The 21,210-nt window shown below is 33.6% G+C and carries 24 protein-coding genes; 17 read left to right on the top strand and 7 right to left on the bottom strand.

What is annotated here, in order from left to right; genetic code table 11:
- Position 1 precedes the first annotated feature (1 nt).
- Both QZN33_RS01235 and aksF read right to left on the bottom strand, forming a co-directional pair.
- Complete coding sequence (locus tag QZN33_RS01235) at positions 2–1,471, bottom strand: class I adenylate-forming enzyme family protein (RefSeq protein WP_296788713.1); 1,470 nt, start codon at positions 1,469–1,471, stop codon at positions 2–4.
- On the bottom strand, positions 1,472–2,461 hold the full coding sequence (aksF, locus tag QZN33_RS01230; protein WP_296788711.1) for a homoisocitrate dehydrogenase: 990 nt from the start codon (positions 2,459–2,461) through the stop codon (positions 1,472–1,474).
- Between the two features lie 183 nt (positions 2,462–2,644).
- Here aksF and QZN33_RS01225 point away from each other — a divergent pair, with 183 nt between their 5' ends.
- Positions 2,645–3,109, top strand: a complete 465-nt coding sequence (locus tag QZN33_RS01225) for a HEAT repeat domain-containing protein (protein ID WP_296788707.1) — start codon at positions 2,645–2,647, stop codon at positions 3,107–3,109.
- Between the two features lie 985 nt (positions 3,110–4,094).
- Positions 4,095–4,289, top strand: a complete 195-nt coding sequence (locus QZN33_RS01220) for a hypothetical protein (RefSeq protein ID WP_296788704.1) — start codon at positions 4,095–4,097, stop codon at positions 4,287–4,289.
- A 49-nt stretch (positions 4,290–4,338) separates the two neighbouring features.
- Here the strand turns inward: QZN33_RS01220 and QZN33_RS01215 are convergent, their stop codons facing one another.
- Positions 4,339–4,794: a hypothetical protein gene (locus tag QZN33_RS01215; protein WP_296788701.1), complete on the bottom strand. Its 456-nt coding sequence runs from the start codon at positions 4,792–4,794 to the stop codon at positions 4,339–4,341.
- 76 nt (positions 4,795–4,870) lie between these two features.
- Between QZN33_RS01215 and QZN33_RS01210 the strand changes: the two genes are divergently transcribed.
- Positions 4,871–5,404 (top strand): flavodoxin family protein, encoded by a 534-nt coding sequence (locus QZN33_RS01210; RefSeq protein WP_296788698.1) that lies wholly within the window; start codon positions 4,871–4,873, stop codon positions 5,402–5,404.
- Positions 5,405–5,444: 40 nt separating this feature from the next.
- On the opposite strand, the gene QZN33_RS01205 is transcribed toward QZN33_RS01210, so the two are convergent.
- Genes QZN33_RS01205 through QZN33_RS01195 form a run of 3 tightly spaced genes read right to left on the bottom strand, consistent with a single transcriptional unit; the run spans position 5,445 to position 7,197 of the window.
- Positions 5,445–6,092 carry a hypothetical protein gene (locus QZN33_RS01205; protein WP_296788695.1) on the bottom strand — a complete coding sequence of 216 codons (648 nt, stop codon included), beginning with the start codon at positions 6,090–6,092 and terminating at the stop codon, positions 5,445–5,447.
- 17 nt (positions 6,093–6,109) lie between these two features.
- Positions 6,110–6,637 carry a TIGR00730 family Rossman fold protein gene (locus tag QZN33_RS01200; RefSeq protein WP_296788692.1) on the bottom strand — a complete coding sequence of 176 codons (528 nt, stop codon included), beginning with the start codon at positions 6,635–6,637 and terminating at the stop codon, positions 6,110–6,112.
- 8 nt (positions 6,638–6,645) lie between these two features.
- The gene (locus tag QZN33_RS01195; RefSeq protein WP_296788689.1) at positions 6,646–7,197 is read right to left on the bottom strand and encodes a DUF2115 domain-containing protein; all 552 of its coding nucleotides are present in this window, start codon (positions 7,195–7,197) and stop codon (positions 6,646–6,648) included.
- A gap of 61 nt (positions 7,198–7,258) precedes the next feature.
- Between QZN33_RS01195 and QZN33_RS01190 the strand changes: the two genes are divergently transcribed.
- The 11 genes from QZN33_RS01190 (at position 7,259) to QZN33_RS01140 (ending at position 16,212) form a co-directional block, all read left to right on the top strand.
- Entirely contained in the window at positions 7,259–7,903 is a 645-nt protein-coding gene (locus QZN33_RS01190) for a hypothetical protein (RefSeq protein WP_296788687.1), read from the top strand.
- Positions 7,904–7,959: 56 nt separating this feature from the next.
- Positions 7,960–8,427, top strand: coding sequence for a hypothetical protein (locus QZN33_RS01185; protein ID WP_296788685.1), 468 nt, complete (start codon positions 7,960–7,962; stop codon positions 8,425–8,427).
- Between the two features lie 105 nt (positions 8,428–8,532).
- Positions 8,533–8,985: a nickel-responsive transcriptional regulator NikR gene (gene nikR / locus QZN33_RS01180; protein ID WP_296788682.1), complete on the top strand. Its 453-nt coding sequence runs from the start codon at positions 8,533–8,535 to the stop codon at positions 8,983–8,985.
- A gap of 6 nt (positions 8,986–8,991) precedes the next feature.
- On the top strand, positions 8,992–9,759 hold the full coding sequence (locus QZN33_RS01175; RefSeq protein ID WP_296788679.1) for a methyltransferase domain-containing protein: 768 nt from the start codon (positions 8,992–8,994) through the stop codon (positions 9,757–9,759).
- Between the two features lie 69 nt (positions 9,760–9,828).
- Positions 9,829–10,257, top strand: a complete 429-nt coding sequence (gene hycI / locus QZN33_RS01170; RefSeq protein WP_342764128.1) for a hydrogenase maturation peptidase HycI — start codon at positions 9,829–9,831, stop codon at positions 10,255–10,257.
- The gene (locus QZN33_RS01165) at positions 10,254–11,348 is read left to right on the top strand and encodes an acetyl-CoA carboxylase biotin carboxylase subunit family protein (protein WP_296788674.1); all 1,095 of its coding nucleotides are present in this window, start codon (positions 10,254–10,256) and stop codon (positions 11,346–11,348) included. The genes hycI and QZN33_RS01165 overlap by 4 nt, the downstream gene beginning before the upstream one ends.
- A 65-nt stretch (positions 11,349–11,413) precedes the next feature.
- On the top strand, positions 11,414–12,496 hold the full coding sequence (locus tag QZN33_RS01160; RefSeq protein ID WP_296788671.1) for a glycosyltransferase family 4 protein: 1,083 nt from the start codon (positions 11,414–11,416) through the stop codon (positions 12,494–12,496).
- A gap of 24 nt (positions 12,497–12,520) precedes the next feature.
- Positions 12,521–13,951 (top strand): Mur ligase family protein, encoded by a 1,431-nt coding sequence (locus QZN33_RS01155; protein WP_296788668.1) that lies wholly within the window; start codon positions 12,521–12,523, stop codon positions 13,949–13,951.
- An 81-nt stretch (positions 13,952–14,032) separates the two neighbouring features.
- Complete coding sequence (locus QZN33_RS01150) at positions 14,033–14,473, top strand: hypothetical protein (protein ID WP_296788666.1); 441 nt, start codon at positions 14,033–14,035, stop codon at positions 14,471–14,473.
- Entirely contained in the window at positions 14,473–15,738 is a 1,266-nt protein-coding gene (locus QZN33_RS01145) for a hypothetical protein (RefSeq protein WP_296788664.1), read from the top strand. Before QZN33_RS01150 ends, QZN33_RS01145 begins: the two co-directional genes overlap by 1 nt.
- Before the next feature lie 39 nt (positions 15,739–15,777).
- Positions 15,778–16,212 carry a DUF356 domain-containing protein gene (locus tag QZN33_RS01140; protein ID WP_296788663.1) on the top strand — a complete coding sequence of 145 codons (435 nt, stop codon included), beginning with the start codon at positions 15,778–15,780 and terminating at the stop codon, positions 16,210–16,212.
- Here the strand turns inward: QZN33_RS01140 and QZN33_RS01135 are convergent, their stop codons facing one another.
- Complete coding sequence (locus QZN33_RS01135; RefSeq protein ID WP_296788661.1) at positions 16,213–16,701, bottom strand: multiprotein bridging factor aMBF1; 489 nt, start codon at positions 16,699–16,701, stop codon at positions 16,213–16,215.
- A 388-nt stretch (positions 16,702–17,089) separates the two neighbouring features.
- Here QZN33_RS01135 and QZN33_RS01130 point away from each other — a divergent pair, with 388 nt between their 5' ends.
- The 3 genes from QZN33_RS01130 (at position 17,090) to QZN33_RS01120 (ending at position 20,595) form a co-directional block, all read left to right on the top strand.
- On the top strand, positions 17,090–18,346 hold the full coding sequence (locus QZN33_RS01130) for a proteasome-activating nucleotidase (protein WP_394347039.1): 1,257 nt from the start codon (positions 17,090–17,092) through the stop codon (positions 18,344–18,346).
- Between the two features lie 150 nt (positions 18,347–18,496).
- Positions 18,497–19,531: a PH domain-containing protein gene (locus tag QZN33_RS01125; RefSeq protein ID WP_296788659.1), complete on the top strand. Its 1,035-nt coding sequence runs from the start codon at positions 18,497–18,499 to the stop codon at positions 19,529–19,531.
- Between the two features lie 26 nt (positions 19,532–19,557).
- On the top strand, positions 19,558–20,595 hold the full coding sequence (locus QZN33_RS01120) for a TIGR01177 family methyltransferase (RefSeq protein WP_296788654.1): 1,038 nt from the start codon (positions 19,558–19,560) through the stop codon (positions 20,593–20,595).
- Positions 20,596–21,210 lie beyond the last annotated feature (615 nt).

The following is a 21,210-nucleotide window of genomic DNA, read 5'->3' as shown; positions in this document are numbered from 1 at the left end:
TTTACTCCTTAAACATTTCTCTAAGTTCTCTTCGAAGCAGTTTCCAACCGTTTACTCTTGGAAGCTCATCAAGTGTAAATATTTTTCTTGGAACTTTATATCTGGATAAGTTTTCACGTGCATAGCTGATTAGTCCTTCTTCATCTGCGTCATTTTCCCAGACAACTGCTGCTACAGGCAATTCTCCCCTGTGGCAATCGTTAATGCTGAAAATGGCTATTTCTTTTACAGCAGGATATTTTATCAGTACTTCCTCCACTTCTGTCGGATAGATTTTCCATCCGCTCATTACAATCATGTCCTTTTTACGGTCGGTAATAAACAGACGATTGTCCTCATCAAGATAACCGACATCACCTGTTAAAAACCATCCGTCATCTAAAAATGATGATTTTGTTTTTTCTTCATTTCCCCAGTATCCTTTTGCAACAGCAGGGCCTCTAAGAGCAATTTCACCCTGTTCGTATTGTGGTAAAATCTTTGAAGAGTCTGTTTCATCAACAATTTTGACTTCTGAAAAGCACACTGGATGACCTACACTTTCAAAACGGTCAGCTTCCCAGTAATCTTCAGGTCTTATAACTGTTCCTGTTCCGATTACGATTGTTTCAGACAGTCCGTAAGCGTTAATGATAGGAATCTGATATGTCTGGTGGAAATCCTTCCAGATTTTTTTGTGAAGAGGACCTCCTCCTGAGATGATTTCACGAACGGTTCTTAAATGCTTACGGGCATCCATTGTTGTTAGGGAATGTATTACTGGAGGCATTCCTGTCAGTACCGTAACCTTTTCCTTTTCACATAACTCAAGGTATTCCTCGATATTGAACTGTTCTATTAAAATGTAATAAGCCGCTGCTCTTAAGGCTGAAATCGCCCAGGATAGGCCTACATGAGCCATCGGATAAATTCCTAAAAATACGTCGTCCTGTTTTAAAGTAAGCACATCACATTCGTTGTGTATTGCAGTGAAATAGTTTCCATGTGTGAGCATTGCTCCTTTAGGCTGGCCGGTGGTTCCTGAGGTATATTGCAGCTGACATAAATCATCCCAATCTGTATTTTCAGCATCCAAAACTTCACAGTCTTTATATTCGGAAATATTTTCCGGGATGTATGTGTCAATGTCAATCAGATCTTTTCCTTCATTGTCTGTAATCATTAATTTGGCTTTTGAGTCATCTGCGAGATAGTCAAGTTCAACCGCAGTCATTATTCTGTTTGTCGGAATGGCTATTGCACCTATTCTCCATATTGCAAAAAGTGAAAGCAGATATTCTTCAGAGTTATTTAAATAAATTATAACACGGTCTCCTTTGCTTATTCCTAAATCTTTTAAATTACGTCCGATTTCAGAAACGATTGACAGCAGTTCATGGGAATTGTATTTATTTCCTGTAGTAGGGTTATACAGCACGTCCTTGTCCAGGCGTTTTGAATTTGCATCTAAAAAAGTTGTAATGTTTAACATTTATATTAACTCCCTTACAATAGCTTTTGTCACATCCATTGTTGATGAATCTCCTCCCAGATCTGGAGTTCTGATTTTGCACTCGGCAATCACTTTTTCAACGGCATTTTTGATGCTGTTTGAGATTTCCCATTCTCCAAGGTAGTCAAGCATCATGGAAGCGGACAGTATCATTGAACAAGGATTTGCAATGTTTTTGCCTGCAATATCAGGTGCTGATCCGTGAACCGGTTCGAATAAACCGTTATAATCTCCAATATTTCCTGACGGTGCAAGTCCAAGGCCTCCTACAAGTCCTGCACTTTCATCGGATAATATGTCTCCAAAGAGATTGCTTGATACTATAACGTCAAAGTTTTGAGGCTGTGTGACCAGATACATTGCCATTGCATCAACATAATAATCTTCAGTTTGAATTTGCGGATAATTCTTTGCAATTTTGTAGAAACTTTCTTTAAATACTCCGTCAGTCTTTTTCAGGACATTGCTTTTGTGAACGCATGTAACTTTGCTCTGGCCTCTTTTAATGCATAAATTGAATGCTGCTTTTGAAATTCTCTCAGATGCTTTTCTGGTTATTATTCTTTCAGCCATCATCTTTTCGCTGTCGCCGTATTCGACCTGGGAGTAGAGTCCTTCGGTGTTTTCTCTAACTATAACAAAATCAATATCGTCACGAATGCAGTTAACGCCTTTATATGATTTTATTGGTCTGATATTTGCATATACGTTCAGTTCTTTTCTCAGATTTATAATGGGGCTAGGCTGACCTGGTGTTGATGTTGATGCTCCGAAAAGCACAGCATCACTGTTTTTTGCTATTTTAACGGTTTCATCAGGTAATGTTGTTCCGTTATTGTTGAAACAATCAAAACCGGCTTCACCATATTTAAAACTGAAATCCAAATCCAGTTTGTCCAGCAAATATTCGCATGCACCCATTACTTCTCTGCCTATTCCGTCTCCACTTATGATTGCAATATTATACATTATTTCACTTGAAAAATTTTTAATATATTAATAGTTTTGAAATTATCATTATATAGCAATTTTGTTTTAACATAAAATTTTGTTCGTATACTATCGAAATACTTTTATATTATACTAACTATAAATTATAGTAATTACATAATTAAAAGTAGTTAAATACCTTATTGAAAAAGAGGGATTGAAATGGAAAGAAGTATCGATGAATTAATTGAGCTATTAAATGATAAAGATGACTTTGTTGTTGAAGATGCAGTTGGTGAATTAGAATTAAGAGCTGATGAAGCTTTAGACCCATTAATTGAAGCATTATCCAGCAGGAAAAAACAAATCAGATTAAATGCAGCAACTTTATTAGGTGCAATAAATAATCCAAAAGCAATTCCTGCATTAATTGAAACAATGCATGACAATAACAAACTTGTTAGAAGAGAAGCATCCACCGCAGTCTCACGTATGGGTGAACCTGCTGTTGACCCGTTAATTGAAACTTTAGAAGATGAAGACTGGAGAGTAAGAGGAGCAGCTGCTTGGGCTTTAGGAAACTTAGGTGATGAAAAAGCTATTCCTGCACTCGAAAAACTCTTGGATGATGAAAGCGGTTTTGTAAAACAAGGTGCACAAAGCGCTATCAACTCAATCAATAAATAAGCTTTTAGCTTATTCTTTTTTTCTTATTTTTAATTGATTTTTCTCATAATTTGCACTATTTTTTTTCTTAAATATCTTAATTTTTAATTTCAAACTCAATGGGTATTTTTGATTATGTTAAGTGGTAGTTCAAAAGAAGCTATAAATTAGTTCTATTTGCAGGTTTACAATCCCAATTTTAGATGAACTTGGGAAATAATATTAATTATTGAGAATTTCAATTGCAATATGGAAAAAATTAGTTATTGTAATCAATATCAATTGTAGAACAATGTTCTACAATATTAGCCCTGATATTGATTAACCACATTATTTAAAGAAGTTTTGACTTCTTATAATACTATTAATGTTAATACTATTTAAATGTTTAGATAAATGAAGTGACTATTTTGATTAAGGAGTCTCTAAATAGGGCTAACTATTTTTTAACTGTAAAATAATGGTTTTTTCAGATATCTAAACGAGAGGAGGCTCTTATTTTTTTTTAACTTATGATGTTAAGATAACCATGTATTATCAAAAAAATTAAATTTAAGCTAAATTTTAAATCTAATTTTCCATCAATAGTTATGGATATTGTTATATCCATTAAAGGAACCTCCAATTAAATAATGTGGTGAAATTGAGTGAATTATCCAATTTATTTTTATAGTATATTTAAAATAAATCTTCATTTAATCACCTCAATATGATGAGACTCTGAGAGTATATTGATTTTTGTAGTATTTAAAGATTTAAAGTTTTTATTTCTATTAATATTGAGTTTAATGTATTTTTTAGTTATAAAATGATTAAATTGTTTTCATATTGTAATTTGAACATCATTTTATAATTTAATGGTTATTTAAATTATTTTACTGTAATTTGTTAATTCATATTAAATTTCAAAATGTCTTGCTTTAACATTGTTGTGCAAGAATTCTTCGGCTTCTTTAAGCCGGAGATGAATTGCACTTTTAATTGCATAAATATTATACATTATCTGATGGCCAGAACTTTAATTAAAGTGAATCCTGATGATGAAAACTTGATAAATGCACTAAACATTAAAAATGGTATGATTATTCCGTTAATATTATTTGTTGTTGGTGTGATTGTTGCATTGTCAGGTTATCCTGTTGCAATAAGTATCTGCTGTCTAATTATAATAGTCAGGTCAATATTCTATTCTTTGAAATGAGAGTTTTGAAAAAATATGTAAAAAATAGAAAAAAATAACCTTTAAAAGGTTATTTTAAACTTTTAATAATGTCAGTAACTGGATTGTCATCGTTTTCTCCAGGCTGTTCACTGCTTGGGATGGTATATGTTATAACACAGTATTTGCCGTCTTTCATTTCGAAATCATAGCTGTATACTGTAAGGCTGTCTTTTTCAAAATTTTGCTGATTAACGGAGTAACCGTTTGCATCATAGCTGTTCTGACCTATAAATGTATATCCTTTTGATTCAAGGTTTGCTTTTGCATCATCACTGCTTGAAACACTGTCTGCAAATATGACAACAATCGCATGGGTGTCATCTTTTTCCAGGGTTGCCTGGGTGTCTGTAATGTCGGTTGATTTATAGTCGTCCGGAATTTCAAAAGTGTAGTCTCCTACACTTGCACTTTCTGCTGAAATAGCTGTAATGCTGCATGCCATTATGAGAACAGCTAATGCCAGGATTATTGATTTGCTTTTCATTTTTTAATCTCCTTTTAATAGGTAATAAATGATATATATTTTGGATTATTTAAATCTATATAAAGAGGTTTTAGATATGAAAATAGTAGTTTTGAAAGGAAGTCCCAACAAAAATGGTTCATCAAATATGTTGGCTGAAAATTTCACAAAAGGAGCCCTCGAAGCAGGCCACAGCGTCGAAGAGATAGATGCTGCCCATGCGGATATTTCTCCCTGCATAGGATGTGTGCACTGCGGTTATGAAGGAGAATGCATCTTAAGTGATGATATGGATGAAATCCGAGAAAAAATTATCGATGCTGACATGATGGTTTTCGTAACTCCTTTGTATTATTACGGAATGTCTGCACAGCTAAAAATACTTGTTGACAGATTCTGCTCCAGAAACTTTTCAATTCAGCAGAAACATATGAAGTCAGCACTTCTGACAGTTGCATATAACAGTGATGACTGGACATTTGACGCTTTGCAATCTCATTATGATACATTGCTTCGCTATCTCAATTTAACCGACTGCGGAAGGGTTTTAGGTTATGGCTGCGGAACTCCATCAATGACCAAATTCTCAAAATACCCTGATGAGGCATATAATCTGGGAAAAAGTATCTGAAAAAGTTCAATGTTCAGTCATTGATTTTTTTTGAAAATCATTATTTTAAAACAACAGTTTTGCTGATCATTTCAATTAATATTTTATTGATCGGATTTTTAAGTGATAACGGGTGTTCCTTTTGATAATCAACACCTAACGGAAGAACTCTGAAGCTTGACATGCACTGGTCTGTTGAGCGAAGTGCAAAATAGGCTTTATATTCTCCATCTATAATGTTTATCATTAATCCGACATCTTCAGTTCTCTCATGAGCAGCAATTCCTTCTTCAGCATAAACTCTGAATTTTTTAACCTCATCAGCTGTAATCAGTGCATATTCCACAAGATATTCCAGTTCATCATCATCCAAATCATAGTCGTCATATTCGATTATTTCACTGCATTCGCTGTCCGGAATCATCATATTGGCTGCGCAGTAGCCGAGTGAAATGTAAATTCCATCATGGTCAAGGGCTTTGGAGATGATGTCAAAATAAAGATTGTCCAGCTTCATGGATTTGTATCTGTCACCGAAAATTTCAGGAACCATATGTGTCATTCCGCCTTCTTCAATAACTGTGCAGTAGAAATGTTCTTCTCCAAGATATCCTGCAGTAGCTGCTTTTTCAATGGTTTTTTTAATATCGATATTACCGGCATTTTCTATTTTTTGAGCAATCTGTAAAGCTTCACTATCACTTATCATTGAAATCACTTTTAATTTCATTCCAAAATTTCAAATATCTCCTCTATGCTGTAAGCTACTTTAAATATGTGCTCCTGTTTGTAGAGAAAACCTTTTTCACTCATCTCATCAATCATTTTAAGCATTGTATCAAAGAAACCTGAGATGTTGAATACTATAATTTCCTTATCGTGCTGTTTTAGTTTTTTGAGGGTTATGATTTCGAAAAATTCATCCAGGGTGCCTATTCCTCCTGGAGATATTATGAATGCGTCTGAATTTTCCACAAATTTGTTTTTTCGCTCATCCATTGAGTCGACATATATAAATTCGCTGCAGTCATCACATAAAGGTTCAAAGTTTCCAATCCATGGCGGAGCTATTCCTAAACTTTTCCCGTCATTGTCACGAACGCCTTTTGCACATGCTCCCATCATTCCAGTATCTCCTCCGCCAAAAACAAGGCTGTGGCCTCTTTTTGCAATTTCACTTCCTAATCTGTAAGCTTCATCTGTATAAATCTCATCAATATCCGGGCTTCCTGATCCGTAAAGACATATTCTCATCTTATCACCTAAATGTTAGGGGTCTGTTCTGCAAGGCATAAATGGCAGATAGCATTGACATTGTCCTTTTGGTTTTCCTTAACCGGACAGAAAAATTCTCCATTTTTCTCTTCCACAAACAAACTTCCTGGAAATTCACTTCCAACTGGATGAATCGGTTCTTCTAAAATGAATGTGGTGTAAAGTGCTGTAATTACATATATTAACGGGAACTTGTCATCATCGGCATTTCCAAGCCTTTCCTTTTCAAAGGTTCTCTTAAGCATAGGAAATGATTCGTCAAATGCTTTTTTATCTATTGGAGTATCTACATAATCCTCTTTTTCTTTAACTTCCTTCATGCGCATTATAAAATATTTTATATAGACTTTAAGGTATTTTTCACGGTAATTTGCCTGAACATATTCTCCGTCTTTTCTCATTCGTGCTGTAGCCAGCATCAAATCGTTTACAGAGATGATACGGGCATATTTTTTAAGTATCACCATCAGTTCTGATTTTGTAATTTTATCATTTGGAGATAATTCTTTAAGTTCTGTTAATATGTCTTCAGCATTCATGATTAACTTTATAAAATTTATAATTAATAAAATATAACTAATTAATAGTGGAGATGTTTCAATGGATGAAAGATTTATGGAGATTTCAAAAGAGGAAATTGAAGAAATTGAAAATGCTTTAAAAACCAATGCTGATTATAAATTAAAAAACACCAAATTCAACACTAATACATTTGAAAAAGGCAGGGAAATTGTTATTGTTCAATATGTAGCTAATGTTGAAAATGAGCTGGTATTTTCAACCAAAGTGGAAAACGGCAAATACTATATTTCAGAGGCTTTTGATTTATTTATAGAAAATATCCTTAACGGCAACGTTTCAAGGGATGTTTTCCAGTCTGTCTATCAGTATTTCCACAGGGTTATTGCTGATGAGGAAAATGACTTTGCAGATGAAAAGGAAGAACTGATCAGCTTTTTAATGCTTACCGAAGAGTATGAGGAATCAAAACTTCAAAATGATTTGGACCCTGAAAAAATTCGTCAGGAGTATAAGCAGGACCATGATAGGATTTACACAGATGAATCATTGAACAGAGTTCAGAAAAGCCTAGCTCTTAAAGAACTTCTCCATATGTCAATTTGCCAGGTTGTAAATGATATGGATTTATTTTTCACAAGACCTTATGACTTGACTCCCGAAGAAAATGCCGAGAAAAACCGCCAGGAAGCTAAGGCACTGGAAAACGAAATGCAGTTATCATAAACATTAAGTAATATTAAATTAAAAAATATTATTATAAAACTATTAGAATTGATTATATGATTACCATTACTAAAAAAGAACAGGTTGTTCTCGACCAGATTAAAATATTTAATATAGAGTATCCTGACGGAGTTCCTACCTCTGTTTTAAGAAAGGAACTGGGATTTCACGAATATGATTTAGTTGAGATTTTAGAGGAGCTTCAGGACAAAGATTTGGTTGTTTTTAAAGACAATAAAGCTAGCCTGTCTGAACATGAAAAAGAAATTAATACGGTTAATTCCAAACAGGATTTGGAAGAGCTGGAATTGAACATGAAGGAAAAGGAATCATATAAACTGATTCGGGATTTGGTTGATGATAAAAATCTTGTTTCCAAGTATATTTTAGAAGGCCATTTATTATATGGGGATTTAAAACTCACTAATTTTAGAATGTATCATATCATATTGTCTCTGCAAAATAAAGGGCTTTTAAAATCCATCACTAAAGAAGATGGGGAATATTATCTTCTGGTTGGATAATACGTTATGATATAAAAAAGTAATATTTTTTTTCATATTTATCATAACATTTATATATTTTTAAAATATAATATTTATTAACAATATGTAAATCGATGTGTTTTTATGATGAGAATAAGTATGTCATTACCTAAAAAGTTATTAGCAGATTTTGACGAAGTATTACGAGAAAGGGGATATCAGTCACGTTCAAAAGGAATTCGGGATGCACTTCAGGATTATATTGTAAGATACCAATGGATGAACTCTATGGAAGGTCAAAGAATTGGTATTATAACAGTTATCTATGATCATCATTACACTGGTGTTATGGAAAGCCTAGCAGATATTCAGCACAGCTTCAGAAATGAAATCAATACCAGTATGCACATTCACATGACCGACAAATATTGTATGGAAATTATTGTCGTAAATGGTGATATTGCAGAAATCCGTGATTTAACTGAAAGGATTATGAGACTCAAAGGTGTCGAACACGTTAAACTCACAAGTACTGCAAACGGTGAAGAATTTAATGAACCGGACCACTCTCACAGTCATGCACACCACCATCATTAAGTTCTCATGAAATTCAAAACTACTCCTTACCATTTTGACCTGCTTAAGGATTCAGACAGATTGGCGGCCTTTTATCAGGCCATAAAAGACAATGATACAAATGCTGATTTGGCTTTTGATTTGGGATGTGGTAGTGGAGTCTTATCTTATTTTTTAAGCGAATATTTTAAAGAGATTACAGCTGTTGAAGTAGACAGAAGCACATTTAACTGTGCAAAAGAAAATCTTTCAGATTTTAAAAATGTCAATGTAGTCAACAGTGATGTTTTAGAATATGATTTTGACCGGAAAGCTGATTTGATCGTTTGCGAGATGATGGATACAGCCCTGATTGATGAAGAGGAAGTTCCAATCCTCAATCATGCTAAAAAATATTTGAAAGAAGATGGTAAAATCATTCCACAGGGAGTTATCAATTCCGCCGAGCTTGTTTTTATGGAAAGGGAATATCTTCACTGGGATGAAAATGCAAAATATGAAGTTATCTCAAGGCCTGTAATTTACTCCCAATTTGATTTTCTCGATGATATCAATCCTGAATTTGATGCGGAAATAGAATTTAAAGCAGCAAAAAGTGCAAGGATTAATGGAATTAAAATCACAACATTCACAAAATTAAATGATAACCTCATTGCAGGACCAACACCTATGTTTAATCCGCCTTTAATGGTTCCGGTTAAAGAGACCAATGTAAAAGCCAATGATTTAATAATTGTAAAACTAAAATATATAATGGGAAATGGAATTGAGAGTATCGAAACAGATATTCTATAAAGGTGCATATAAATGTCATTTGAATTGCAGTTGAAATCTTTTTTGGAAAATTTCGAAAAATTAATTGTACTGGGCGTTGGTAACGAGCTTAAATGCGATGACGGTATCGGACCATACATAATTAAAGAACTGAAAAAAGAAAATATTGAAGATGATGACAGAATTATGTTCATTGATGCTCAGACAGTTCCTGAAAACTTTACAGGCAAAATCCGAAAAGAAAATCCAAGCCACCTGATTATAGTGGATGCATGTCTCATGGATGGTGAAGCGGGAGATATGAAAATTGTCGATAAAGATGATTTTGCAAACATTGGTATTTCAACTCATTCAATGTCTCTGTCATTTTTTGTACGATATCTCGAACAGGACACAGACTTTAAAATAATTTTCGTCGGTATTGAACCTGAATCCATGGATTATGCAGATGAACCGACACCAAAAGTTGAAAAAGCCGCCTGTGAATTTGTAAACATTTTAAAAGGGATTATATTATGAAAATTTTATTTATTGGATCAAGATTATACGATGACATCGACTGGTATGTTAAAGAGAAAGGTATAGAAAGTGTACTTACAGAATCAAATGAGGAAGCTGTTAATTTGGATTTGCCTGACCAGGTATTTATCGTTCCTCGCGGAATGGACGGTCCGAAACAGGTCGCACTGATGCAGAATGTAGATGCAATAGTTCCTCTGATTGGAATTGACCCTCCGCTTATAGATGTTGCATATATGAAGGAGGAAGTTGAAAATGAATATGGCATTCCTGTCGTTGCAGCGGGTGTACGTGCAGTTGAACTGACTTCAAATAAAATTAAAACCAAGGAATTTTACTCAGAAATTAATGTTGCAACTCCAAATTATCAAATCTTAAACAGTCCTGATGAGCTGGAACTTGATTTTCCTGTTGTATTAAAACAGGGTGAAGGACAGGGCGGAAAAGACATTAAGGTTGCAAATTCAATCGAAGACGTTAATGAGTACTTTGACAAGTTCGACCAGGCACTTTGCGAAGAGTTTATTGAAGGGTCTGAAATATCAATTGAAGTACTTGGATTTGACGGTGAATATGTTGCACTGCCTCCAATTTATAAGGGCGAAACTACAATTGAAGGCACACATCCTCTAAATAAGGTTAAAACAGGTCCATGTATGGTTGAAGGTCTTGACAACAATCTGGTTCAGCATACTGCATATAAAGTTGCTCGAAACCTTGATTCTGACGGAATCTTTGAGATGGATTTCATGTACTGTCCTGAAAGGGATCAGCTGTATGCTATTGAAGTCAATACCCGTCCTAACGGTACAAGATATCTTACAACCGCAACATGTGGTGTTAATTCATTATGCGAATTGATTAATATGGCAATCGGCGAATTCAGTCTTGCAAACATTTCAGATAAATTAAAATATTATCATTCTACAGAAATTCCTATAGGCAATTATGAAGGTCCGTCTCCAAATGAACCTGTAAAATCATTTGATTATAATGATTTTGTTGTTCATGGTCCTGAAGGCTATCAGAGAATCACAGCAAGAGCTAATTCTAAAAAAGAGCTTGAAGATTTGGTTGAAAAATTAACTTAAACAATCAGTATAAGTTATAATTATATACTATTATGAATAAATATCTTCAATGATTAGAAATTTTTGTGTGTGGTAAGATGAATAATACGGAAATGTTAATTCTTTTTTTAGTAACATTATGCGCTTCAATATTCTTTACATGGTATGTAAAAAGAATATTGCTTCAAGCAAGGATTGCAGACAATCCAATTGTTAGTGAACATAGACATAAGAGCGGTACTCCTACAATGGGCGGTATTGCATTCTTATTTGCAATTTCTTTAATTATAGCATTGTATTATCAGAACAATCACATTCTTATAGTGTCATATATAATGCTTGCGGGAGGAATTGTAGGTCTTGTTGACGATTTGATTGGTCTTAAAGTTAAAGAAATACAGAAAATTGTTGTTAACGTTTCTGATGAAGTAATTACTCTTGGCAGGTTGGAAGTTCAGCCTGATGAAGAGGTTCGTGTTGCTACACCAAAAGCAAAAGCTGAAGTTGATGATTTGCTTGATGCAGGTAAAGTTAAAGTAATCGGTGAAGTTCCAATCAAAACAGAACCTGAAGAACTTGAAAAAATCATATGTCAGATAGTTTTAGGTTTATGTCTGGGACTGACTGGTGCAGTCACTACATTAGGTGGATTTACTTTAGGTATATTGGCTATTCCTGTTGTTGTAATAGCAATTTTAGGATGTATTAATTCAGTTAACTTGATTGACGGTATGGATGGTCTGGCTGCAGGTATTGTGGGAATTGCATCACTGGCATGTGCTTTTTACGGCGATTTCTTTGGTCCTCAAACTATCGTTCCTCCATTTTTAATATTGACAGCATTATGTTTAGGATTTTTAGTATTCAACAAATATCCTGCTAAAATATTTATGGGAGATACAGGTTCATTTGTACTGGGAACAGGTTATGCTGCAGCAGTACTGGTAGGAGATATTCCATTTTTCGGAGTTTTGGCTTTAGGTGTTCCAATCCTGTCAGTTATCGTCAGTTTACTTCACAGGGCACATATTATTAAACTGCCTGTAGAACCGCTACATCATACTTTAAATCATTATGGTATGTCCGAAGTAAAAATTGTACTTACTTACTGGGGAACTACCGTATTATTATGTGTTATAGGCATCTTAGCTAAGATGTTCTTATTCTAATTTTATTTTTTTTTGGTGATTTTTATGGATATTCAAGATTTGGCTAGAGATATTGAAGGAAAATTAATCGGTAATGTTGATTTTTTCTCTATTGATGGATTTACTGGAAAATTTACTTTTTTAAATGATGCTCATACGGGGGATATAGTTATAAGGCATTGGATTGATGCAACAGGTATTGAAATAGCATTTCGGAAAAATATTGCCTGTTTAATCACCCAAAACCCTAAAGACGGAGCATGTCAAATGGCTGAAAAGCTTAATTTTCCGTTGATTATTGTTGATAAGATAGAACTTGCAAATGCTTATGCACTTTCTCATACTATTGAGAAATATTCTCCAAATTCAACAAATATTGTAATTACCGGAACTAACGGCAAGTCCACTACCTCACATTTAATTTATCATATATTGAATTCTGCAGGATATCATGTTTTAACAAATACTGACAGTGAATCAGAATTTAATACACTCATTGATCCTATGGTGTCCAAATTAATTTCAGATGAAGTAATTGAAAATGGTGAATTGGATTATCTTGTAATTGAAGTCTCTGAAGTTCAGGGATGGTTAGGCAGTCTCATGAAAAATCATGCTGCATTAATGTCTGAAGCGGTAAGTCCTAAAGTGGGCGTAATCACAAATATTGCCATGGATCATATCGGACTTATAAATTCAATAGAAGAAGTCTTTGAAGAAATTAAGGCGGTTCCAAAAGCTATCGGTGATGGCGTTTGCGTATTGAATCATGATGATGAGCTTGTCATGAAACTGGATGCTGAAAATCCGTTCTATACATCAATGTGTGAAATTGAAGGCGAAAATTCAGTTTACTTTAACGGCAGCGACATTATATATAAAGGAGAAAGCGTTCTGACAAACAGTGAACTTCCTTTTAAAAGCGCTCATTTTATTCAGAATATTTTATCTGCCATGGGTGCAGCAATATCATTAGGTCTGGATATGGATGTTATTGTCAATGGTGTGAAATCATATAAGGCATTAAACAGACGTTTTGCAAAGATTTGTGATGCTCCTCTAATTTTGGATGATTTTGCACATAACCCAGATGGAATAAAAGCAACAATTTCAGAGACAAAAAAATTGCTTCCTCCAAATCAGACACTGTATGTAGTCTGCGCCATTAGAGGTTCAAGAGGTGTTGAAATCAATCAGTTAAATGTTGATGCTGTTGTTGAATCAATGGATGAAAATATTCAGCTGATTTTATCCTCAAGCAGGGATGTTGTAAATGAGTTAAACGTTGTTGAAAGTGAGGAAAAAGATGTATTTTTCAACACATTAAAAGAAAACAATATTGAATTTATTCATTATGATGAGTTAAAACAGTGTTTAGCTGATACTTATAAAAAAGCAGATAAAAATGATGTTATTCTATTAATTGGAGCTCAGGGAATGGATCCCGCAGAGTCACTTTTACAGGACATTATATAAATTTAAATATTATATTAACTTAATATAATAAATGTATAATTTATTCTTGATTGAGAATAATATGATTATGAGGATATAAACATGTTTATAAAGATTAGAAGAGACACATTAATTATTTTATTACTTGCGTTTATTTTGATTCTTTGTGGCCGTTTAATCACTTATGTGGCTTTTGCATCCTCTGATGAAATGAATGACGGTATTCCAATTTCAGGTATTATCGTTAAAGGAAATGATATTGTTCCTGTTGATACAATCAGAGCAAATGTGATGCAGGCTGGTTTTAGGGATGGTAGTGTAATTTATGGAGATATATTAAAAACTTCCAAGAGGGAGGTATCGCTCCAAGACGCGCTGCAGACGGCTCAGGAATTCGCAGTACAATCGACGGTTCCAGGTACATCTGTAATGCCTATTACTGCGGCAGATGTTCAAGTTGATAAAAATACTGGAGTCGTTACAGTTACAGTTATAGAAGACTTTTCGTCTGTTGAATTAGAGAATAAAACGAGGGGTCGTTGATGAAATCAAAAAGTGCCAAGATGTCAATAGTTTTTTTAATTGTATTTTTAATGACTATGAGCAGTGTTGCTGCAACTTGTAACATTATTGTAATCACTGACCCTACAGGCCAAGATCCTAACGGTGCGGCCGCAGGAAGTATGTCCTTTGCGGAGAACATGTTCCAGTCTACATTTTTAATGTCAAAGAATAATCAGTTTGCTGTACTCTCCGGGGGTACCGGTAGTTCAGATACAAGGCTGGATTCTATTGTAGATGCTGTTGCTACTTTAGAAAATAATGCATCAGCAGCTTCTGCAGCGGCAGTTGCTTCTGCTTATGATGGGGCTCGTCTTCTTGTCGGAGGTCCGAATATCGGTGCTGCAATTGGTGGGTCTTTTGATGCTTATGTTATTACTGTTGAAGATGCATCCAATACTATTAAGGTTACTCCGTATAACAGTGGTATAGCTACTCTGCAACCTGGTCAGAAAGGAGCTATTATTCACTTGAGGAATACTAATGGTAACCCTATGTACGGTACTGCAGATTCCGTAAGAAAAGAAACTGCAATGAACATTGGAAAAATGATTAGGGACGGTTATCCTGCAACCACTATTCTTTCAGAAGCTTTAGGTGAAGTAGCTAATGACTCTGGAGAAAAATACGGTGGGGGTGGAGTAAATCTCGTCTCAGGAATATCTACCGGAGACATGTTCACTCCTAAAGACATGAACGAAACGGGTTATCCTATGGATGAGGAATATTCTAAAGTCTGTGAAGACTGCGGATGGAGTGTAGGATATCCGGCTTCTGAAGGTTATGACAAATGTCCGGTATGTGATGGAAACCTTAAAACCGTGTATGCATATCAGGCTTTAGGTGATGCATTGACGGTCAGCCCTAATGCGGTCAGTGTATCGGTTTATGGAAGTGACAAATCCGGTCTGGCTGCAACTACCAAAGAAATTGTAGAAGCATCAGTTGCTAAAAACGGATATGATGCATCTGCTATTGCAGGTTCCATTAACAGAGGTATTAACAATGGTCTTTTAATGGGTGTTGATCATGTTGAACCTAAGGATATTAATGTAAAACAAGGTTCTAAAGCAGTTGGTGTTTATTATAATGCTTTACCTGGAGACAGATCATCTCCTGCATGGGATTTACCTATCGACGGTAACATCTTAAACATTCTGGGCAGTATTCAAACTGCGGTAGGTATTATTTTAATTCTGCTGGTTGTATTTAGAAGCAGATTGTTAAAATCTTTCCAAAATAGGTGATTTCCACCTTTTACTTCTTTTTTTTATTTGGTGATTATTATGGCTTTAATTTTAGTTAGGGGAGAAAACAATTCAAAATTACTTAGTGCAATTGCTGATATGGAGAGACATGCTAACATAAATCTGGTAACAAAACCTAAAGTTATTGATTCTAATTTTGCCGATTCATTGGTGGAAAAAATTCTTAATGCTACTCTTAAAACCAAATCAAATGTTGCTACTGCATTTTTCGTTAAGGAAGATACTACATTAAGTATTTTACAGATAAAAAAGATTCATCCTCCTGCTCACGTTGTTGTAGTTAGTGATGAATATGATGGTTATAATCAGTTAAAAAATATGCTCGATACTGCTGATGATTTTAAAGGTTATCATTCTAATAAGGCTAAAAACGAGGGTATGATTGATTATAAAATTCAGGGAAAAGACAGATATGTAAAAAATGAAAAATTAAATAGTTATCTTAAAAAATAACTATTTCCTTTTTATTTTCATAATATTTCCAAGTGTACGTTCACCTGATGAGCTGTTTATAAATTGGTTCAAATCAACATTGTCTACTTTTTCAAGCAGCTTAATGTCCAATGCTTTTTCTAATTTTTTTGTTAATTTTATATCAGGTGTCATTTTTCCGGTTTCAATTCTGGTTATGACTGAAACCCTTTCATTGATTTTTTTTCCTAAAACTTCACGAGACCAATCTCTAGATTCTCTGGCTTTTCTAATTGCAAAATCGAAATCTTCAATCAGCTCTTCGGAAGGTTCATCATTTCTAGAATAATTTCTCTTAGGTTTATTCTTTTGCTGTTTGTTTTTTTGCTGCACAAATTTTGGTTTAGGTGGTGCTTTTTGAATCTTTCCAAGCTTTGAACATTCTTTACAAACAATCATAACTGATCCTTCAATTTTAGCTCGTATTGGATTATGTTCTGGTACTGGTTTACCGCAAATTTCACATTCCATATTAATCAGTTTCCTTTATATTTTTCTTATTATATTATATGGAATTTCTTATTATAGTACTTTACCAAATTAATGTATGATTATATGAAAATTACATGGCCGATAAATTTTAAGAATATGCTGATTATCCGGCTATTACTGCATTATTTTTTGTTTAACAGTTATTTCATGTTTATATAATATATAATCAATTTTAATAATTATTTGAAGCAAAAATCCTTTTTTAAGCAATTTTTCAATGAAAACAATTTCAATATAATTTTTTGAAAATAACTGTAATATTTTGTTAGTATGCCCTAAAATGAATACCTTTAAATACTTTAAAATTACAAATTGTTATTAAAGTAACATGATGTATGAAATTATTAACTAACTGGAGATGATTCACATGGATGATTTTGATGATTTGGAAAATTCTTCAAAAGAACAATTAATCGAAAAAGTAGAATCTTTACAAGAAGAGATAGATTCTTTAAGAGAAGAAAAATCCAAAGCTAAAAGTAACTTAATGTGGAAAGTTAGGAAATTAGAAAAGGATAAAGTCCTAATAGAAAATGAAAAGATTAGATTAGAAAGAGAAACTAAATCTTTACGTTCTGAAGTAGATAGATTTAGATCACCTCCTTTAGTATTAGCTACAATTACTGAAGTTTTAGATGATAACAGAATGACTGTTAAAAGTAGCACCGGACCAAGTTTTCTGGTTAATTATTCAAAATTCTTAGATGAAAAATTATTAGTGCCTGGTTCAAGAGTAGCACTTAATCAACAGACTTTCGGTATAGTCGAGGTATTGCCTTCTGAAAAAGATGCAAATGTTTCTGGTATGGAAATAGAAACAAAACCTGATATTACTTATGATAAAATTGGCGGTTTAGAAGAGCAGATTGTGGAAGTTAAAGAAACTGTAGAACTTCCGTTAACTGAACCGGAATTATTCGAAAAAGTAGGTATTGAACCTCCAAAAGGAATATTGTTATACGGTCCTCCTGGAACCGGTAAGACTTTGCTTGCAAAAGCTGTAGCAAATGAAACCAATGCAACATTCATTAAAATCGTTGCATCTGAATTTGTTAAAAAGTACATCGGTGAAGGTGCAAGACTTGTTCGTGAAGTATTCGAACTGGCTAAAGAAAAAGCACCTGCAATCATATTCATTGATGAACTTGATGCTGTTGCAGCTAAAAGACTTAAAAGTTCCACCAGTGGGGACAGAGAAGTCCAAAGGACTTTAATGCAGTTACTTGCTGAACTTGACGGATTTGAATCAAGAGGAGATATCGGAATTATCGGAGCTACTAACAGGCCGGATATTCTTGATCCTGCATTACTGCGTCCTGGACGTTTCGACAGATTTATTGAAGTTCCTCTTCCTAATATCGACGGAAGAAAAGAAATTCTTAAAATCCATACTAAAAACATGTCATTTGAAGAAGAAGCAGACGTTGACCTGTTAGCAGATTTGACTGATGGACTATCTGGTGCAGATTTGAAAGCTGTATGTACTGAAGCAGGTATGTTTGCTATTCGTGAAAAACGTGATAAGATCACTGTTGATGACTTTATGGATGCAATCGAAAAAGTCATGAGCAAGACTAGTGAAGAAGAACTTTACAATACTGAAGCCGGCGTAATGTTCGGTTAATTATATTCACTGCATATATTTGAAAAATAAGTCTATGATGAACCCTATGAGCTCTGAATAGTGATGAATGATGGGCGAGCTGAGACTTATTTTTCTTTTTTAAATCTTTTTTTCTAAAACTTTATTTAAAAGTAAATTCAATGTATAATTATGTTATTTAGTAAAAATGATGAAAGAGCTAATGAGAGAGTTCTTTATAAAACAAAACCTAATATGTTTTTAGGTTGCAAAAAAGCAATTTTTGGTGTTGTTTTATTAGCCATTATTTTTTTCGTATCTCCTATGGTAATTCAGTTCATAGGCAAGTTGCAAGTTTATCTGATATCACATATTCAGTTGCCCTTAACCAGATATACTGCTATAGGATTTTTTGTCATTATCCTTGTTGTGGTGCTTTACATTATCTGGCAGCTTTTAAAGTGGTATTCCATGGAGTATACATTAACTGATAGCAGAATCATAATTAAATCCGGATTGTTATCCACTAAGAAAAACTATATGCCTTATTCAACCATTCAGGATATTAATACTTCTCAAAGTGTTTTTGCAAGAGTATTTAATGTCGGAACAGTTTCAGCATATAGTGCATATGATAATAATCAGATTAAACTGGAAAATATTTCTGAACCTTCCAAAGTGGAAGACATTATCTTCTCTCATATGATGGGATATAGGAATTTCCAGGAGCCTCCAAGAAATTACATAAATAATCATAATGCTCCTAGAGGTTATTCTCCAATGAATCAGCAGAATGAGTTTGTTGAAGATGAATATTATGATGAGTATGAGCCTATTACTCCAATCAATCGTGAGAGAATCGCTTATAAACCTAGAGAATATGAATATTATCCTGAAGAGTTTAGTTTTCAGGAAAGTTCTCACAAAAAATATGAATATGAACCTTATGGGGGAGAGTTTGAAAGTACTATGAACCGTGCCGTGAACAATTCAAACGACAGTGTTTATGAGGAAGCTTCAAGGCATTTTTCAAATGAACCTAGTTATAATGAATCAAGGGCCGATTATTCTCAAAGTGATGATGAATACTATCAGAATTATGAACCTAAAATCTATCCTCCTCAAGAGGAAGAGAAAGCTTATCAAGATGAACCTGAACAAGTGGACCAAATCGATGATTCAAGTGAAACTGTAATAAGAAGACATTTTGATAAATTTAAAAAATAATTTTTTTTATATTCAGAGGTATTATAATGGAATTATTGTGTATACAATCTCAGGAACATCCTCAGTTGCCTCAGGCAGAACTTAGGGCAGTTATGGAATGTGAAAATATAGAAGCTGATGTGGATGTCATCTGTGAAGGATTAGTAATTTTGAAAAATATTCCTTCTGATAAAATTAATGAATACTATGCAATTCTAACAAAAAGATTGGGATATACTCATGAAGTTCATGAAATAATTACAAAATCATCTGCAGATACATTGGATGAAGATATTTCAGCTATTGACTGGCCGTTTTATATTAGTGAAACTTTTGCCGTTCGTGTTAAAAGATTTCACTCAGAAATTGACACTGTTGCAACCGAAAGAAAAATCGGTTCATTAATTTTGGAAAATCATGACGATATAAAAGTCAAGTTAAGAGATCCTCATTCATTGGTCCGTATAGTCGCTTTTGAAAATGATGTGTATGTGGCAATTGAAAAAATCAAATTGAATAAAAAACATTTTCAGGAAAGCAAACCCCATAAAAGACCATTTTTTTATCCAGGATCAATGAGTCCGAAACTTGCAAGATGTATGGTTAATCTCTCAAGAGTCAAGGAGGGGCAATTATTGCTTGATCCGTTTTGCGGAACCGGTGGGATTCTTATTGAAGCAGGTCTTATAGGATGTAAGGTAGTCGGTTCAGATATCTATTGGAAAATGAAAAACGGAACTGCTATTAATTTGGATTATTATGGCATTACTGATTACAGAACATTCAATCTTGATGTTCGTGAACTTAAGATGTATGAAAAGGTAGCGGCTGTTGTTACTGATCCTCCTTATGGAATTTCAACATCCACCGGAGACATTGAAGGAAACGATATTTTCAAAGAATTCTTCAAATCTATTTATGATAATATGAAAGATGATGCATACCTGTGCATGGCCAGTCCTCATTATGTAGATTTAAAACCGATTGCAGATGAAGTTGGCTTTGAAATTATTGAACAATATGGAATTAAAATGCATAGAAGTTTAACAAGAATAATTTCTGTAATTCAAAAAAAATTGGATTAATCATATAATTATAGTTATATTTATATAGTAGTTACTTAATTTCTTGATATTTTCTAGGGCATATTCATTGTTCTTTCTTTTTTTATTATTTTCTCTGATGAGTATTTTTTGTTTTGATTTTTTTCAGGTTTTAAAAATTTTAATTTTAATATTTTTTATTTTCTTTTTTCACTAAAATACATATAAAATTTTAAGTATTATTCGTAATTGAGGATATATATTTTTATTTATTTGTATTGAAATATTATTGCAATATTTTTTAATTGATTTTGTTACTAAAATTTGTCTGTCTAATAGATGTGCTATATGTTTTATGGCGTTGGTCTAAGTTTTATTGTATAAACAATTATGACTATGATGACTGCTTTTCCACATGTAGCTATACTTTAGTGAGTACTTGAATTTTCTCAAGTATGATGTTGGTTTTGTAGATGTGGTGAATTAGTTACAAATTAATTTGTTTCAAATTTAGTGTATACTCGTCTATATTTTTAGCGTACTTCATAATACTTATTAATATTATTATGTTCTGTTATGTGTTCAATTCTGTTTGATCCTGGCAGATGCTACTGCTATTGGGATTCGATTAAGCCATGCAAGTCGAACGAGTTTAGA

The organism is uncultured Methanobrevibacter sp. (genome assembly GCF_900314615.1).
Classification (GTDB): domain Archaea; phylum Methanobacteriota; class Methanobacteria; order Methanobacteriales; family Methanobacteriaceae; genus Methanocatella.
Note: the sequence above shows the minus strand (reverse complement) of the source record. Positions and strands in the feature narration are given on the sequence as shown.